Genomic DNA, 15,307 nt, shown 5'->3' with positions numbered 1-15,307 from the left:
TCTTTCTAGATTTTTTAATTTTCTTTTACTGCAAAACCTTCTTAAACATCCTTTAAAAATAAAAAGAGGCAAAGACCTAGTCCTGCCCATTATTTTCTTATCTACTTGATAATACCGTCAATGCTAAGGCAATGGCTAGCCAGAAAAAGACTAAAATCCCTGTCAAACGCTGCATTACAGCTTCGAAACCGCGTGCTTTACTGCGTTCAAACAAATCACCTGAGCTGGCATCAAATACATTGCTGGATTGGTTTTTGGTTGGTTGCATGAAAATTGCAATCACAATCACAACAGATAATACTAATAAAATGGTTAATAATAGGTTATACATATCAAACTCCTTAAAATCCCTATTATTTTACCATAAAATCTACTTAGATTCAAGATGTAGGGTTACTTTTCTTTCCTTGGGACAATACTTTAAAACCTCAATCTTGTCTGGATGGGTTTTTGAATTTTTACTGGTTAGGTAATTGATACTGCCACAAGAGGAGCATTTGAGATTAATTTTTACTCGCACTAGATTTCCTTTACTTTTAATAATGTTCGAAATTGAAGAAGGTTAAAGAGACAACTAAAGGCAACACAAAGGCTTGTCGCATAGAAGACTGCATGGTAGCCAAATTTTCCTGCTACTGCAGAACCTGCCATAGGCCCAACGACACCTCCCAGATAAAAGAATACCTGATTGAAGGCAAAGACCCTCGAAATGCCGGCTTTGGGGGTCATTTTACTGAGAAGGGCATTAACTCCGGGAATCAAGGCACCGGTTCCCAATCCAAAGAGGAAACGATAGAGTCCTAGTTGAAGCGGGCTAGAGGCATTGGCACAGAGGAGATAGATGATAACTGAATAAAACTGGGCTACAACCAAGAGGCGATGGTTGCCCACCTTGTCACCTAGCTTTCCCATGACTCCTGCACTCATCATACTGGAAAATCCCATACTGGATACAATCAAACCAGATACAAAAAGAAGATTCTCTGTCTGGCCTAAGTCGCGTACATACAGAGCTAAGATAGGGCCGATTGATTGGGCTGAAAATTGGATGACAAAACTGGTCAGAAAGAGGTTGACCAAAAGATAGGGATATTTAACTGATGTAAATAATTCCTTTGTTGGGATGGCCTTTTCCTTGGCTACTGGTTGAAAATCTTCCTTGATAAAGCAAATAGTCAAAACAGCGGCTAAGAACAGAAAACTACCAACCAGTAAGAAAACAGTACGAATTCCAAATAATTCTGCGATAAAGCCACCAATAAAGGGACCAGTTAGAGTACCTGCAACTACGCCTGTAGACAAAGTACCTAAGGCAGAGCCTGATTTCTCCTTGGGAACCTGACTTGCTATCAAGGCTGTGGCATTAGGAACAAATCCTGCAAATATACCGTTTAATAAACGAAGAAAGATTAACCAATAGATATTTGGTACAAAAGCCAATCCCCCCATAGTAATGGTCATGGCCATGCCTGCTCGAATCATCATGGGTTTTCGACCGTATTTGTCAGCAAGAATACCCCAGATAGGAGAAAAGAGCGACGCAGAAATAGCAGAGACAGAAATAGCTAAGCCTGCATAAAAAGCGACTTGCTCACTCCCTACACCTAGATTTTCCACAAAGATGGGCATAAAAGGCACAACTAAGGAAATACTGGCTCCTGTCAGAAAATTACCAAACCAGGCAATGCGCAAATTATCCTTCCAGTTAATCTCTGTCATCTTGCCTACCTCCCTCAAGAAGGGTAAGTACTTGAGTAAGAAGCTGGTCTTGATTTCCATTGTTGTTTAAAACATGGCTGGCCAAATCTTTCTTTTTCTCTACAGGCCACTGGGCTGCCAGACGAAACTCAGCTTCATCTTTGGACAAGCGGTCCCTTTTCATTAAGCGTTCCACTTGGATATCTCGGTCCACATAGACCAACCAAGTCTCATCAAACCAAGAGGCATAGTCTTGTTCAAAAAGCAAGGGAATATCCATGAAGAAAATCTCTTCTGTCTGAGCCAACTGGTCTCTCAACGTAGCTAGTTCCTCACGGATAATCTCTCCTTGAGTTATCCTAGACCATTCTCGCTCTTCAGGATTTGAAAAGATAAGACTAGCTAGGATAGGGCGATTGAGTTCTCCGTTTTCTAATATAATTTCTTGCCCAAAGTGCTGTACTAGAGCCTCAAACAGACGACCACCAGGTTTCTGTAGTTGGTGAACAAGAGCGTCGGCATCCACTACTTGCAAGCCTTGATTTCTTAGAAAATTTGTCACTGTTGACTTACCAGAGGCAATTCCTCCTGTGATTCCGATGATTTTCCCCATCAGTCCCTCCTTTGACAGTTTGGACAAAAGTGGGTGCCTCGTCCGCCTAATTGGATTTTCTCAATGATGGTACCACAGCGTACACATTCTTGACCAGCCTTATCATAGACCTGATGAAAATCCTGCATAGTTCCATCTTCACCAAAAGCGTTGGTATAGGTCCGAATGGTGGAGCCACCTTTTTCAACAGCCTGTCCCAAAACAGCAATGGTCTGGTCATGAATCACTGAAGCTTCTTCTGCCGTCAAACTCTGTGAAGGTCTGGCTGGATGAACCTGAGCTCGCCATAGAACCTCATCCACATAGATATTGCCAAGTCCAGCTACCAAGGTCTGGTCTAGAAGATGGGATTTGATAGGCTTTTTAGATTTAGTTAGAGCAGATTGAAAGACCTGTAAATCAAAGTCTTGTTCGCTTGGTTCAGGACCTAATTTTTTAGAAATAAAGTAGGCGTATAAAAGGTCAGGAGCCAAGAGTTCCATAGTACCAAACTTGCGTACATCCTCATAAACAAGCGTCCCACCATCTTCAAACTGAAAAAAAACATGGGCATGCTTGCGTTCAGGTACTTGGTCTGGATAGTAAAAATACTTGCCCTCCATCCGCAAATGGGAAATCAAGACCTTGTCTGTCAGGTAAAAAAGCAAATATTTGCCCCGACGTCCCATTGACTCAATAATCTGACCAGACACTTCCTTTTGAAATTCGTCCAAATCCGTCTTAATCATCTTGGGATAGCGAATCTCTATACTCGAAATCTTCTTTCCCAAAATCAATTTTTCTAAGCCACGACGAACGGTTTCAACCTCAGGTAATTCAGGCATAAGTCCTCCTTCTGTAAAAACAAGAAGCAGGCATGAGCCCACCTCTACTTAGTATTCTTTTTCATTATAGCCAAAGTCAGCCAAATCTAGCTTTTTATCGCGCCAGTTTTTCTTGACCTTGACCCAGGTTTCTAGGAAGACCTTATCTCCTAGCATCAGTTCAATATCGCGACGGGCCATGCTACCGATTTTCTTAAGCATAGCGCCACCTTTACCGATGATAATCCCTTTTTGGCTATCTCGCTCGACCATGATGGTTGCACGGATATGAACCTTGTCTGTCTCTTCATCTCGTTTCATCGAATCAACCACTACAGCAACTGAGTGAGGGATCTCTTCGCGAGTTAGGTGCAAGACTTTCTCGCGAACCATTTCTGAAACCAAGAATCGTTCTGGATGGTCTGTGATTTGATCAGATGGGAAATATTGGAAACCTTCGTCCAGATTTTCACTCAAAATATCCACTAGACGAGAGACGTTATTCCCTTGAAGAGCTGAGATTGGAACGATTTCCTTAAAGTCCATTTGATTACGAAAATCATCAATCTGAGACAAAAGCTGGTCTGGATGAACCTTATCGATCTTGTTCACCACCAGAATAACAGGAACCTTAGCAGCCTTGAGACGCTCGATAATCATATCGTCCCCCTTACCACGCGCTTCATCAGCAGGCACCATGAAAAGAACGGTATCCACTTCACGAAGGGTGCTATAGGCAGATTCGACCATGAAATCTCCGAGAGCTGTTTTAGGTTTGTGAATCCCTGGTGTGTCGATAAAGACAATTTGCTCCTTATCAGTTGTGTAAATTCCCATAATTTTGTTGCGCGTTGTCTGCGCCTTGTCACTCATAATGGCAATCTTTTGCCCCATGACATGATTTAAAAAAGTTGACTTCCCAACGTTGGGACGTCCTAAAATGGCTACAAAGCCTGATTTAAAAGTCATAATTTCCTCTTGCTATTTAAAATAATAAATCCCAGATTCGTGGGAGAAAAATCAATGCGCCTGTTAAGGCTGCGAAAAGAGAGACCACTAATACCGCGCCAGCCGCCATATCCTTGGCATTTTTAGCCAGCATAGAAAAGTGATAGTGACTGGCCAAATCCACCACATTCTCGATAGCAGAATTGATAATTTCAAAGGCTACTACCAAAAAAATGCTCAAAAGGAGAAAGAGCCATTCGATTCGTGACACCTGAAAAACAAAACCTGCGAGGATGACCACGAGAGCCGTCACCGCATGTTTTCGCATATTGCGTTCTTCCTTTATGGCAGTAAAAATTCCTGTAAGAGCAAATTCTAAACTGGATATCAGGTCACGATTTTTCCATTTTCGTTTATTGTCTTGTGAGTCCATAGGCTGTCAAAATTTCTTCTTGTAAACCGAACATCTCCGCTTCTTCTTCCGGAGTGTAGTGATCATAGCCGTTAATATGTAAAAAGCCGTGTACTGCCAAGAAGCCCATCTCACGCTCAAAGCTGTGGCCATATTCCTCAGCCTGCTCATGAGCCTTATCAATAGAGATGAACAATTCCCCAATATAGGCATCAAACTCAGACATCATCTCTGCTAATTCTGGATTTTCAAGCAAATCTTCTTCGTCAAAGGCAATTTCCAACTCTGGTTTATATTCAAGGCTGATGACATCTGTCGGACGGTCGGTGTCACGGTACTCCAGATTGAGTTCATGACTACGCTCATTGGTCACAAAGGTAACTGCCATCTCCTTGTCTTCTTTTCCTAATTTTTGGGCTGCAAATTCCAAAATCTCTTGGGTTTGTTGCAACATTTCTTTTGAAACTTGACCAGTTTCATCTACCATTTCAATATACATGTGCTTCTCGTTTCTCTTTACTTGGCTTTATTATACCACATTTCCATGATTTTATTCTACCTTTTTGATATAATACTATGGAATACAATCACAAGGAGAGAACGATGTCATTTGACGGATTTTTTTTACACCACATGGTTGAGGAATTGCAAAGAGAATTAGTGAATGGTCGCATTCAGAAAATCAATCAACCTTTTGAACAAGAGTTGGTCTTGCAAATCCGTAGCAATCGCCAAAGTCATCGCCTGCTCCTTTCTGCCCATCCAGTTTTTGGACGCATTCAGCTGACCCAAACAACTTTTGAAAACCCAGCCCAGCCTTCTACCTTTATCATGGTTTTAAGAAAATATTTGCAGGGTGCCCTGATTGAATCGATTGAGCAAGTGGAAAATGACCGTATTGTGGAAATGACAGTTTCCAATAAAAACGAAATTGGAGACCATATCCAGGCTACCTTGATTATCGAGATTATGGGTAAACACAGTAATATTCTACTGGTCGATAAAAGTAGCCACAAAATCCTCGAAGTCATTAAACACGTTGGTTTTTCACAAAATAGCTACCGCACCTTACTTCCAGGATCGACCTATATCGCTCCGCCAAGTACGGAATCTCTCAATCCTTTTACAATCAAGGACGAGAAACTCTTTGAAATCCTGCAAACACAGGAAACGACAGCTAAGAACCTTCAAAACCTCTTTCAAGGTCTGGGACGTGATACGGCAAATGAATTGGAAAGCATACTGGTTAGTGATAAACTATCTACTTTCCGTAACTTTTTCAATCAAGAAACCAAACCATGCTTGACTGAGACTTCCTTCAGTCCAGTTCCTTTTGCAAATCAAGTGGGAGAGCCTTTTGCAAATCTTTCTGATTTGTTGGACACCTACTATAAGGACAAGGCTGAGCGCGACCGCGTTAAACAGCAAGCCAGTGAACTCATTCGTCGTGTTGAAAATGAACTTCAGAAAAACCGCCACAAACTCAAAAAACAAGAAAAAGAGTTACTGGCGACAGACAACGCTGAAGAATTTCGTCAAAAAGGGGAATTGCTGACAACCTTCCTCCATCAAGTGCCTAACGACCAAGAACAGGTTATCCTAGACAACTACTACACCAATCAACCTATCACGATTGCGCTTGATAAGGCCTTGACTCCCAACCAGAATGCCCAACGCTATTTTAAACGGTATCAGAAACTCAAAGAAGCTGTCAAATACTTGACTGATCTGATTGAGGAAACCAAGGCAACCATTCTCTATCTGGAAAGTGTAGAAACCGTCCTTAACCAAGCTGGACTGGAAGAAATCACTGAAATCCGTGAAGAATTGATTCAAACTGGCTTTATCCGCAGAAGACAACGGGAGAAAATCCAGAAACGCAAAAAGCCAGAACAATATCTAGCAAGCGATGGCAAAACCATCATCTATGTCGGCCGAAACAACCTACAAAACGAGGAGTTAACCTTTAAAATGGCCCGCAAGGAGGAACTTTGGTTCCATGCCAAGAATATCCCTGGAAGCCACGTTGTCATCTCAGGCAATCTTGATCCTTCCGATGAAGTCAAGACAGACGCGGCAGAACTAGCCGCCTACTTCTCTCAAGGTCGCCTGTCGAATCTGGTGCAGGTGGATATGATCGAAGTCAAAAAACTCAACAAACCAACTGGTGGAAAACCCGGCTTTGTCACTTACACAGGGCAAAAGACCCTCCGTGTCACACCAGATCCAGAAAAAATCGCATCCATGAAAAAATCCTGATTTTACTTGAAATCAGGATTTTTAACTTACTATTCACTCAAATCATATCCAATTATAGGACTAATCTTTGCCACCTAGTTTCTCATTGATTTTCATCATCACACTAGCAATTTTTTCACCCCAATAAGGGTCTGAGGCATATTCAACATTCATACCAGACGCCTTGTTTCCAAGGAAAGTTCTGCCCCTATCGATATAATTTTCCTTAATCCACTTGCTTGCACCTAAAATTCCCTTATCCACATCATCAAATGTCTTGGCAGAAAGGTAAGGAGTCGTATCATAGGCTGTAATTCCAAAGAAATTATTCTTATCTTTGGCAATCTTGCTACGTCCCCAGTCGCTTTCTAAGGCACTATGGGCAAGAAGGTAAAGGGCATTGATATGGTAATGTTCTTCGGCTTCCTTAAAGGTAGCTCCCTTGTTCTCCAAGAGACTATTATTAATATTTAGCAGACTAAATACCTTATCCAAGTCTTCAGCACTATAGTTTGTAACCTCTGTCAAGTCTTTGAAAAGGAAGGGATTCTCAAGCTTAAAACCATCAAAATGCAACCCATCTGCCGAATAATATTTCTTGCCTACTTCCATATCAGAAAGATGAGCAGCTACTGGGATACTAGCATTCTGAGCCACATAGTGATAAAAACGGTGTCCATCACTCTCATAATAAGGGATAAAATCCTTGCTGGCATCTAGTGCTTGTAAATCTTCTGTTTTCATATAGCCTGACAAGCCAGAAATAGTAATAGCCAGGCGCTTGTCATCACTTTTTCTATCCTTATCCAGCCAAACAACACTACCTTGCGATATATAGGACAGTTTTTCACCATCTGCATTATAGATATTTGCAGTAACTGGAAGAACCTGATAATAATCAGAGCTAGTCTTGGATTCCTTATGCCACTTTCCATCGTTTCCTAGCTGATGACCATCAATAGTCTCATTTTTTGCCATGTAGCCACCGGATTTGAAGTAGTACCAGGCTTGACTTTTAGAATCGTATACCCATTCTTTCTCAGCCATTTTGCCATCAGACTTGAGATAAAACCATGACTCCTTATCCAAAATCCATTCATTGGCTGCCATATAGCCACCGGATTTTAGATAATAATAGTGACCATTTTCGAAAATCCATTCTTTATCAGCATGATTTCCATTTTCTTTGATATAAAACCAAGATTGGTATTGTTTGTCAAAAAGCCAACCTTGCTGTACTTTAGCGCCACTAGCACTCACATAAGCCTGTTCAATCCACTGACTTGTCAGTAAATAACCACCAAATTTGAAATAATAGTCCTTACCTTTGATTTGGAGCCATTCTTTCTCTGCGTGTTGTCCATCTGCTTTGATATAAAACCAAGCATCATATTGAGAATCATAGACCCAGTCTTCTATTACCTTGGCACCTGTAGCACCGACATAGGAAGCTCCTAGCCAAGCATTTCTTTTCATCTTTCCATCTTGGTCAAGATAATAGAGGACTCCCTTGTCTTCTATCCATTCTGACTTGGCCATATAGCCACCAGATTTGAGGTAAAAATAGTCATCACCTTGCTTTAGCCATTCATTTTCAGCATAGTTGGCATCTTCTTTTATATAAAACCAAGATTGATAGTGAGCATCAAAAACCCACTCATTAGCTGCTTGACTCCCATCTGCTTTCAGGTATTGTTTTCCTTGCCAAGTACCATCACTAGCCATTGCACTCTCTGGTCTGGCTAAGAAAAATAGCAGAGCTAAAAAAACAAATCTCAATTTCTTCATAAACTTTCTTCCTCTGTTCTTTCTATTTTATTGTATCAAAATTCTCTATAATCAACATTACAAACTGATAAAAAATCAAGAACAGATTGATTGCAGTTTACCTCAGAGACTCTTTTACTTCCTTGCGTAGATTTTCTAGACTGCTTATACCATATTTATCCATAACCTTTGGTAAATTTTCGATAATATCAGGACAGGCGTAAGGATTGGTAAAGTTGGCTGTTCCAACTCCTATAGCAGATGCTCCAGCCAGATACATTTCTAGGGCAGCTTCAGCCGAATCCACTCCTCCCATTCCAATGATAGGCAGGTCTGTTGTTTGGGCGACTTGGCGGATAAGTTTGAGGGCTACTGGAAAGACTGCTGGACCAGACATTCCACCTGTTCCATTGGCCAAGATTGGTTTTCTGGTTTTGAGATCAAAACGCATTCCAACCAGAGTATTAATCATAGTCAAGCCACTTGCTCCTGCATCCTCTGCTGCCTTTGCGACAGTAACGATATCGGTCACACTAGGAGTTAGTTTGACATAAACTGGTACATCAGAGGCTTCCACAGCTGCTTTCACCACATCATAAGCTAGATCTGGATCTTGACCAATCAAGAGTCCATGATTACAGTGGTCAACGTTGGGGCAAGAAATATTGAGCTCGATAGCCTTTACATTAGCTGCTTTAGAAATTCCTCGAGAAACAGCAGCATACTCTTGTTTTGAAAAACCAGCTACATTGGCAATAATAGGAAGATTTGGATATTCTCTTTCCAGCCAAGTTAGCTTTTCGGCCAAAACAACTTCCAAACCAGGATTTTGCAAACCGATTGCATTGAGCATACCAGCGGGAGTTTCTGCCACCCTTGGAGTTGGATTTCCAAAACGTGGTTCAAGTGTTGTCGCCTTGATCATAATAGAACCTAAAAGGTCTAAATCATAATACTTGGCATACTCTTGTCCAAAGCCAAAACATCCTGATGCTGGAATAATCGGATTTTTCAAATCCAAGCCTGGTAGAGAAACTTGTAAACGATTTCTAGTCATAATTTTCTCCTTATAATACAACTGTTCCTGTGCGGAAAACAGGACCATCTTCACAGACACGTTGGCTGACCGTCTCGCTTTCTGGCACTTTTAGGACGCAGGCATAGCAAGCCCCCATCCCACAAGCCATACGAGATTCTAGAGATAGATAGGCTCTTGGATGGTCATAAAAGGTTTGATTGATATACTTCATCATTCCAGGCGCCCCACATGAGTAAACAGCATCAAACTGACTGTCTAAATCCTTGATAACAACGGAAACATTTCCCTTAATGCCATAAGAACCATCATCTGTTGTTACAAATACCTGCCCATATTGAGCTAATTCAATCTCCAAAATAACAGCATCCTTATTAGCAAAACCGAGAACTGTCACTACTTTCACACCACGCGCATGCAATTCCTTGGCTACCTCAAGCAAGGGCGGAACACCAATCCCCCCACCAACAAGGAGAACCTGACTCTGCTCATCAAGGTCAGACAAGTCAAATCCATTTCCCTGAGGTCCCATCACATCAAGAGTATCTCCCTGACTTAAGGTTGAAAAAATAGCTGTACCAGCACCTTCAATCCGATAAATGAGGTGACACTGCTTCTTTACCTTATCAATAGACGAAATTGAAATAGGACGACGCAAAAGATGGGCATCATCAGGCACACGCAGATGAAGAAATTGGCCTGCCCGCATAGCTTCAACCATTTCCCCTTCTAGGACTAATTCAAAGATTGCTGGCGCGATTTCCTCCTGTGCAACCACCTTCATGGTTTCCAAGCGAATAGCACCCAAACGTTTCTTACATGTGGGATTCATGACTTTTCCTCCTTAAATTTTAAGGGGACCAGACAAAGAAAAGACCTTGCTAGTGCAAGGCCTCAGTTAAAATCGTACAACACAAGAGAGCATACTCAAAAAGTCTCCTCTAGAAAATTGTACTATTCTTTTATCTGACACCTTGTGAGTCTCTCTGGACTCCCCTTAAAGGTTAAATTTTTACCAGTATACTCTTTCAGCTAAAAAAAGTCAAGTAGAAAACGAACATTCTACTTGACCTCACGAGATTATTTTTCACGAATAACTTCGACCTTGTAGCCATCAGGGTCTTTGACAAAGTAATAGTTAGGTGCAGTTCCTGGTAGGCCATTTGGCTCGGTAACTTCATAACCTTTTGCACTGTGCTCTTGATGAAGAGCTTCAAGATCAGGTGTACTTAGGGCGATGTGGGCAAACCCATCTCCAACCACATAAGGACCGTGATCGTAGTTATAAGTCAACTCCAACTCATAGTCGTCACCCTCAAGACCTAGATAAACAATCGTGAAGGCATGATCTGGAAAATCTCTGCGACGCAATTCTTTAAATCCAAAAGCATATTGATAAAATGCAATTGATTTTTCAAGGTTTTCTACTCGCAAGCAAGTGTGTAGCATTTTTGAAGCCATATTGTTCTCCTTTATTTTCAAAAAGACTGGGACAATCCTGTTCCAGTCTTATCTGTTATTATTTACCAAGTTTTGCTTTAGCTGCATCTGCAAGAGCTGTGAAAGCTGCTGCATCGTTAACAGCCAAGTCAGCAAGCATTTTACGGTTAACTTCGATCTCAGCCAATTTCAAACCATGCATCAATTGTGAGTATGAAAGTCCGTTCATACGAGCTGCCGCGTTGATACGAGTGATCCACAATTTGCGGAAGTCACGTTTTTTCTGACGACGGTCACGGTATGCATAGTAGTAAGAGTTCATTACTTGTTCTTTTGCAGTACGGAACAAGATGTGTTTAGCTCCATAGTAACCTTTTGCTAATTTAAGAATACGTTTACGACGTTTGCGTGATACAACGCCACCTTTAACACGTGCCATGTTTTATTTCCTCCAAATATTTCCTAGAATTGTTTACTTACGGTCAAGCTATTATTTCAAGCGAGTAAGCATTGCTTTGATACGTTTGTAGTCTCCTGAATGCACCATAGATGCTTTACGAAGATGACGACGTTGTTTCTTAGTTTTTCCGTGGAAACGGTGAGAAGTGTAAGCACGGAAACGTTTAAGTCCACCAGAACCTGTACGTTTGAAACGTTTAGCTGATGCGCGGTGTGTTTTTTGTTTTGGCATGATTTTTTCTCCTTTATTTAACTTTCTGACAATTATTTTTTGTCAGTCGCTGGCGCCAATTGCATGAACATTTGACGTCCATCCATTTTAGCACGTTGTTCGATGATGGCAATATCTTGAGTTGCTTCAGCAAACTCGGCTAAAACTTTTGCACCAATCTCTTTATGGGTAATCATACGACCCTTAAAGCGAATAGATACCTTAACTTTATTTCCTTTTTCAAGGAATTTGCGTGCATTGCGAAGTTTTGTATCAAAGTCACCCTTGTCAATAGTTGGACTTAGACGAACTTCTTTCACAGTAACAACACTTTGTTTTTTACGTTGTTCTTTTTGCTTCTTCTGGTACTCAAATTTGAACTTACCGTAGTCCATAATTTTTGCAACAGGCGGTTTGGCTTGGGGTTGAATCAATACTAGGTCAACATTAGCGTTATCAGCCAAAGCTTGCGCTTCACTGAGTGGCTTGATACCTAGCTGTTCTCCTTCAAGACCAATCAAGCGAACTTCACGTACACGAATCTCATCATTGATGAATAAGTCTTGCTTTGCTATGGTTTTCACCTCTTTTGTTTTATTAGAGAAAAACAATAGCGGACTCGTAAATATACAAGCCCGCACGTTATGATAGCGTTTCTTAGAAACTTTTCATCCGTAGGGCCAGGCAACTTGATGTCACAAGGCGAGAAGCTCTCACTTCTGCTTTTCTCAACTTTTATATGATACCAAGTTTTCTAGCTCTTGTCAAGATAAAAAGTTATTTTTTTGAAAAGTTTCTGCTCGTTAACCAACTGTTTGGATCTTCCATCTATTCCAACCTTTAAACCGTATAGCTCCTTGCTGATCAGTTCGGTAAACTTTGCTATTGATATCTTCTAGTCGTGTCAAGGTTTCCTGATGGGGGAGTTTCGTTCGATTGTTCTTTCCAACTGAGATGAGGGTCATCTCTTGTTTGAGCTGTTCTAAAAAGGCTGAACTTGATGATTTTTTAGAGCCATGTTGGCCAGCTTTCAAAACATCCACTTCTAGGTCAGGATACTGCTTCAGCAATGCCTTCTCCCCCTTCTCCTCCAAATTTCCTGTGAAAAGAAAGTTTTTATCCAAGAGTTTTCCATACAAAACCAGGGAATCTTCATGACCTCCATCTCCAATTTTCCTTGGAGATAGGACTTCTAACTGACTTCCAAAAATTGTCAACTTCTCTCCTACTGTCAAACTGCGCACCTTGGTTTGAGTTGCCTGTAGTTCTACCACAAATTCCTTCTGTTTCAAACTACCTTTTGACACTAAAATCTCCGCTACATGGAAAGCCTTGGTCACCTCCAACAAATCTCCAACATATTCCTTGTCCGTATTGGTCAAAATTAGCTGGTCAATCTTGGATACTCCGCGACTTTTGAGATAGGGTATCAAGGTTCGCTGGGCATTACTGGTCGTCGCCTTTTCTTGCCATTTTTCGATTTTCTTATCAGATTCTGCCTTGCCACCTACATCTATGAGAATGGTTTTCCCAGTTACATCCCGTAGGAAAATACTTTCCCCTTGCCCCACATCCAGCATGGTAATTTCATTTTCCAGTGGATACTTGGTCAGGAAAAAGAGACCTGTAATCAATAAGCTCAATACTGCTAGCCTTTTAATGTTTTTCCTCAAATCATAAACTAAAGCCAAGGAAATTAACAATAGGATTAAAAGGCATGCATTGGGTTGTCCAAAGACCAGAGGCCTACTTGCCACCTGCGACACCAAGCGAATCATTCCCTCCAACCATTCAAAGATAAAATTCAGCTGAATGACTGGATAGAGAAAGGAAAGGGCAAATATGATAGATAAGAGCGGTAAGAAGACCAAGTCAAATAGAAAGGAAAAGACAAAGGTCAAAAGGATAGACCAAGGCTGAAATTCTGCAAAATAGAAGGATAGGATGGGTAATATTCCCAAGGAAATGACTAGACTTTCTCTAGCAACAGCCTTGAGGCCTTCTCCTTCTTTGCTGGTCATGGTCAAGATAAAAGCATAAGCACATGACAAAACTCCTCCTGCAGTCAGGAAAAAGTTAGGCATAATGATAAATAGGACAAGGACCGTCAAGGCAAAATTATCAAAGCCCTTAACCCCATGTTGAGCCAGTAGCTTTTGCAAGAGACTGCGAATAACCGAAGTTGAAAATCCTGTCAGACCAGCATAGAGAATGGAAAAGGGATAGGTCAGCCATTTCAACTTTTCTTGGGTCAAGCCCAATCGCAAGAGTAGTTTCTTAAATCCGTCCATGAAAAAACCTACCTGCATACCCGACAAGGCAAAGAGGTGGATAATTCCTAAACTAGAATAAAGCCCGTTCATCTCCTCAAAGTCGGTGTCCAGATGTCCTAACAAGAGCCCTGTCATGTAATTGCGCATAGGGTCTGGAAAATGCGTCTTAATCCAAACCACAGTCTTTCGACGTAAACTGGACAGATTTTCTCCTATATCCCAACTGCTAACCTTTTGAAGTGACTGGATTCTTTTGATAGTTAATGTTTGGTAAATCCCTTGAGTTTTCAGATAGGCTTGGTAGTCAAAACCACCAAAATTTCTCTGCCCGTCTGGTTCTGAAAGTTTTCCTTCTAGTCCTATCTCATGAAGGTCGGTTAAAGCTTGAAAGGCTTCTTTCTCCTCCTCGGACTGGAGTTGATAATAGACTTGAAAAATGCGGCCATCGGCCTTGCCACGAAAGGATAGACTATCACCATTGACCTTAACAGTGTCTGGTAAAATCCGTACCCTTTCAACAGAATCCGCCAAATTTTGACTCGCTTGACTCTGTTGCCAATTTTGAAACAGAAACCAGAAACCAAAGATTCCACAAATTATTAGAACTTTACCAGCAGATTTCCACGGAAATTGGATAAAGAGACAGACTAGCAGAAAAACAAAACCTAGTAGTGCGAGATAAGATGATGAGAAAATGGCGTAGTAAAGCCAAAGCAACAGAAAACTAAGGTAAATTAGGGGAATAGAGAAATTCTTAATCCACTGTAACATAATCTTTTAACTTTTCTATGGTCTTGGCACCAATGCCAGAGACTTTCTTGAGTTCATCAACCGACTTGAATTTCCCATTTGCCTCACGATGGTCGATAATATCCTGAGCTCGTTTGCCACCCAGTCCTTTGACCTGCTTGAGTTCTTCCAGACTGGCCTTATTGAGATTGACCTTCTTTTCCTTGCTCGTTGAGGAAGCCGTCCCAGGACCTGCCTGCTGACTAGCTGCTTCTTCTCCCTTAGTTGGGACGTAAACCAGAGCCTCGTCACTAACTTTCTGAGCTAGATTGAGCGACTTGCTATCTGCTTGTTCTGTCAAGCCACCAGCCTTCTGAACAGCATCATTGACTCGACTACCTACAGGCAAATCATAAATCCCTGGCGATTTAACAGCACCTTTGACATCTACTGTGATTAGATCTTGTTCAAGGGGTTCTTCCTTTTCTTCCTTCTTTACTTCCTTTTCGGATACCGAATCCTTGGAAACTGCTACAACTTCTGCCTGCAAATTCGTTTCTTTGACAGGTGTGTGTGGATCTGGTTTTAGCAGGAAAAATCCGCCGATAAGCAAGCCTAGACTAGTACAGATGACGATGATTTTATACTCTTTGATTTTCTCGATAATTGCTTCCATATTT

At 41.3% G+C, this 15,307-nt stretch carries 18 protein-coding genes and 1 other annotated feature; of the genes, 1 reads left to right on the top strand and 17 read right to left on the bottom strand.

Annotation, left to right across the window (positions count from 1 at the left end):
* Window positions 1–97: 97 nt before the first annotated feature.
* The 8 genes from secG to ybeY are packed head-to-tail and all read right to left on the bottom strand — an operon-like array spanning window position 98 to window position 4,973.
* Entirely contained in the window at window positions 98–331 is a 234-nt protein-coding gene (gene secG / locus QM408_RS03465) for a preprotein translocase subunit SecG (protein ID WP_000282517.1), read from the bottom strand.
* Window positions 332–370: 39 nt separating this feature from the next.
* Window positions 371–520, bottom strand: a complete 150-nt coding sequence (gene rpmG / locus QM408_RS03460; protein ID WP_001809104.1) for a 50S ribosomal protein L33 — start codon at window positions 518–520, stop codon at window positions 371–373.
* A complete protein-coding gene (locus tag QM408_RS03455) occupies window positions 520–1,719 on the bottom strand; it encodes a multidrug efflux MFS transporter PmrA (RefSeq protein WP_414373604.1) in 1,200 nt (399 codons plus the stop codon). Before QM408_RS03455 ends, rpmG begins: the two co-directional genes overlap by 1 nt.
* Window positions 1,706–2,311, bottom strand: a complete 606-nt coding sequence (gene coaE, locus QM408_RS03450) for a dephospho-CoA kinase (protein WP_414373602.1) — start codon at window positions 2,309–2,311, stop codon at window positions 1,706–1,708. The genes QM408_RS03455 and coaE overlap by 14 nt, the downstream gene beginning before the upstream one ends.
* Window positions 2,311–3,135: a DNA-formamidopyrimidine glycosylase gene (mutM, locus tag QM408_RS03445; protein WP_414373599.1), complete on the bottom strand. Its 825-nt coding sequence runs from the start codon at window positions 3,133–3,135 to the stop codon at window positions 2,311–2,313. Before mutM ends, coaE begins: the two co-directional genes overlap by 1 nt.
* A 48-nt stretch (window positions 3,136–3,183) precedes the next feature.
* The gene (gene era, locus QM408_RS03440) at window positions 3,184–4,083 is read right to left on the bottom strand and encodes a GTPase Era (protein WP_000143264.1); all 900 of its coding nucleotides are present in this window, start codon (window positions 4,081–4,083) and stop codon (window positions 3,184–3,186) included.
* A 16-nt stretch (window positions 4,084–4,099) separates the two neighbouring features.
* Window positions 4,100–4,495, bottom strand: a complete 396-nt coding sequence (locus QM408_RS03435; protein WP_000378166.1) for a diacylglycerol kinase family protein — start codon at window positions 4,493–4,495, stop codon at window positions 4,100–4,102.
* Window positions 4,476–4,973, bottom strand: coding sequence for an rRNA maturation RNase YbeY (gene ybeY, locus QM408_RS03430; protein ID WP_000275156.1), 498 nt, complete (start codon window positions 4,971–4,973; stop codon window positions 4,476–4,478). Before ybeY ends, QM408_RS03435 begins: the two co-directional genes overlap by 20 nt.
* A 104-nt stretch (window positions 4,974–5,077) precedes the next feature.
* On the opposite strand from ybeY, the gene pavA reads away from it, so the two are divergent.
* Window positions 5,078–6,733, top strand: coding sequence for an Rqc2 family fibronectin-binding protein PavA (gene pavA / locus QM408_RS03425; protein ID WP_070527363.1), 1,656 nt, complete (start codon window positions 5,078–5,080; stop codon window positions 6,731–6,733).
* Between the two features lie 60 nt (window positions 6,734–6,793).
* On the opposite strand, the gene QM408_RS03420 is transcribed toward pavA, so the two are convergent.
* The 9 genes from QM408_RS03420 to QM408_RS03380 form a co-directional block, all read right to left on the bottom strand.
* Window positions 6,794–8,500, bottom strand: a complete 1,707-nt coding sequence (locus tag QM408_RS03420) for a glucosaminidase domain-containing protein (protein WP_237446916.1) — start codon at window positions 8,498–8,500, stop codon at window positions 6,794–6,796.
* Window positions 8,501–8,597: 97 nt separating this feature from the next.
* Window positions 8,598–9,584 carry a dihydroorotate dehydrogenase gene (locus QM408_RS03415; RefSeq protein WP_272931756.1) on the bottom strand — a complete coding sequence of 329 codons (987 nt, stop codon included), beginning with the start codon at window positions 9,582–9,584 and terminating at the stop codon, window positions 8,598–8,600.
* On the bottom strand, window positions 9,547–10,347 hold the full coding sequence (locus QM408_RS03410) for a dihydroorotate dehydrogenase electron transfer subunit (RefSeq protein ID WP_001070083.1): 801 nt from the start codon (window positions 10,345–10,347) through the stop codon (window positions 9,547–9,549). Before QM408_RS03410 ends, QM408_RS03415 begins: the two co-directional genes overlap by 38 nt.
* 248 nt (window positions 10,348–10,595) lie before the next feature.
* Entirely contained in the window at window positions 10,596–10,976 is a 381-nt protein-coding gene (gene gloA / locus QM408_RS03405) for a lactoylglutathione lyase (RefSeq protein WP_237446918.1), read from the bottom strand.
* A gap of 58 nt (window positions 10,977–11,034) precedes the next feature.
* Window positions 11,035–11,394 (bottom strand): 50S ribosomal protein L20, encoded by a 360-nt coding sequence (rplT, locus tag QM408_RS03400; RefSeq protein WP_000124834.1) that lies wholly within the window; start codon window positions 11,392–11,394, stop codon window positions 11,035–11,037.
* A 51-nt stretch (window positions 11,395–11,445) separates the two neighbouring features.
* The gene (rpmI, locus tag QM408_RS03395; protein WP_001125943.1) at window positions 11,446–11,646 is read right to left on the bottom strand and encodes a 50S ribosomal protein L35; all 201 of its coding nucleotides are present in this window, start codon (window positions 11,644–11,646) and stop codon (window positions 11,446–11,448) included.
* Between the two features lie 32 nt (window positions 11,647–11,678).
* Window positions 11,679–12,209 (bottom strand): translation initiation factor IF-3, encoded by a 531-nt coding sequence (gene infC / locus QM408_RS03390; protein WP_000848180.1) that lies wholly within the window; start codon window positions 12,207–12,209, stop codon window positions 11,679–11,681.
* Window positions 12,210–12,224: 15 nt separating this feature from the next.
* Window positions 12,225–12,356 (bottom strand) — a sequence feature (ribosomal protein L20 leader region).
* A gap of 72 nt (window positions 12,357–12,428) precedes the next feature.
* Window positions 12,429–14,669, bottom strand: a complete 2,241-nt coding sequence (locus tag QM408_RS03385) for a DNA internalization-related competence protein ComEC/Rec2 (protein ID WP_237446919.1) — start codon at window positions 14,667–14,669, stop codon at window positions 12,429–12,431.
* On the bottom strand, window positions 14,653–15,303 hold the full coding sequence (locus tag QM408_RS03380; RefSeq protein WP_237446920.1) for a helix-hairpin-helix domain-containing protein: 651 nt from the start codon (window positions 15,301–15,303) through the stop codon (window positions 14,653–14,655). The genes QM408_RS03385 and QM408_RS03380 overlap by 17 nt, the downstream gene beginning before the upstream one ends.
* Between the last annotated feature and the right edge of the window lie 4 nt (window positions 15,304–15,307).

Source organism: Streptococcus mitis, from assembly GCF_047464965.1.
Taxonomy (GTDB): domain Bacteria; phylum Bacillota; class Bacilli; order Lactobacillales; family Streptococcaceae; genus Streptococcus; species Streptococcus mitis_DU.
Note: the sequence above shows the minus strand (reverse complement) of the source record. Positions and strands in the feature narration are given on the sequence as shown.

What these genes read in the sequence shown, in the direction of transcription:
- QM408_RS03385 (WP_237446919.1), bottom strand. Translation starts at nt 14,669, where the DNA reads ATGTTACAGTGGATTAAGAATTTCTCTATTCCCCTAATTTACCTTAGT.
- rpmI (WP_001125943.1), bottom strand. Translation starts at nt 11,646, where the DNA reads ATGCCAAAACAAAAAACACACCGCGCATCAGCTAAACGTTTCAAACGT.
- era (WP_000143264.1), bottom strand. Translation starts at nt 4,083, where the DNA reads ATGACTTTTAAATCAGGCTTTGTAGCCATTTTAGGACGTCCCAACGTT.
- QM408_RS03415 (WP_272931756.1), bottom strand. Translation starts at nt 9,584, where the DNA reads ATGGTCCTGTTTTCCGCACAGGAACAGTTGTATTATAAGGAGAAAATT.
- ybeY (WP_000275156.1), bottom strand. Translation starts at nt 4,973, where the DNA reads ATGTATATTGAAATGGTAGATGAAACTGGTCAAGTTTCAAAAGAAATG.
- gloA (WP_237446918.1), bottom strand. Translation starts at nt 10,976, where the DNA reads ATGGCTTCAAAAATGCTACACACTTGCTTGCGAGTAGAAAACCTTGAA.
- coaE (WP_414373602.1), bottom strand. Translation starts at nt 2,311, where the DNA reads ATGGGGAAAATCATCGGAATCACAGGAGGAATTGCCTCTGGTAAGTCA.
- QM408_RS03410 (WP_001070083.1), bottom strand. Translation starts at nt 10,347, where the DNA reads ATGAATCCCACATGTAAGAAACGTTTGGGTGCTATTCGCTTGGAAACC.
- pavA (WP_070527363.1), top strand. Translation starts at nt 5,078, where the DNA reads ATGTCATTTGACGGATTTTTTTTACACCACATGGTTGAGGAATTGCAA.
- QM408_RS03420 (WP_237446916.1), bottom strand. Translation starts at nt 8,500, where the DNA reads ATGAAGAAATTGAGATTTGTTTTTTTAGCTCTGCTATTTTTCTTAGCC.
- QM408_RS03435 (WP_000378166.1), bottom strand. Translation starts at nt 4,495, where the DNA reads ATGGACTCACAAGACAATAAACGAAAATGGAAAAATCGTGACCTGATA.
- rplT (WP_000124834.1), bottom strand. Translation starts at nt 11,394, where the DNA reads ATGGCACGTGTTAAAGGTGGCGTTGTATCACGCAAACGTCGTAAACGT.
- mutM (WP_414373599.1), bottom strand. Translation starts at nt 3,135, where the DNA reads ATGCCTGAATTACCTGAGGTTGAAACCGTTCGTCGTGGCTTAGAAAAA.
- QM408_RS03380 (WP_237446920.1), bottom strand. Translation starts at nt 15,303, where the DNA reads ATGGAAGCAATTATCGAGAAAATCAAAGAGTATAAAATCATCGTCATC.
- QM408_RS03455 (WP_414373604.1), bottom strand. Translation starts at nt 1,719, where the DNA reads ATGACAGAGATTAACTGGAAGGATAATTTGCGCATTGCCTGGTTTGGT.
- secG (WP_000282517.1), bottom strand. Translation starts at nt 331, where the DNA reads ATGTATAACCTATTATTAACCATTTTATTAGTATTATCTGTTGTGATT.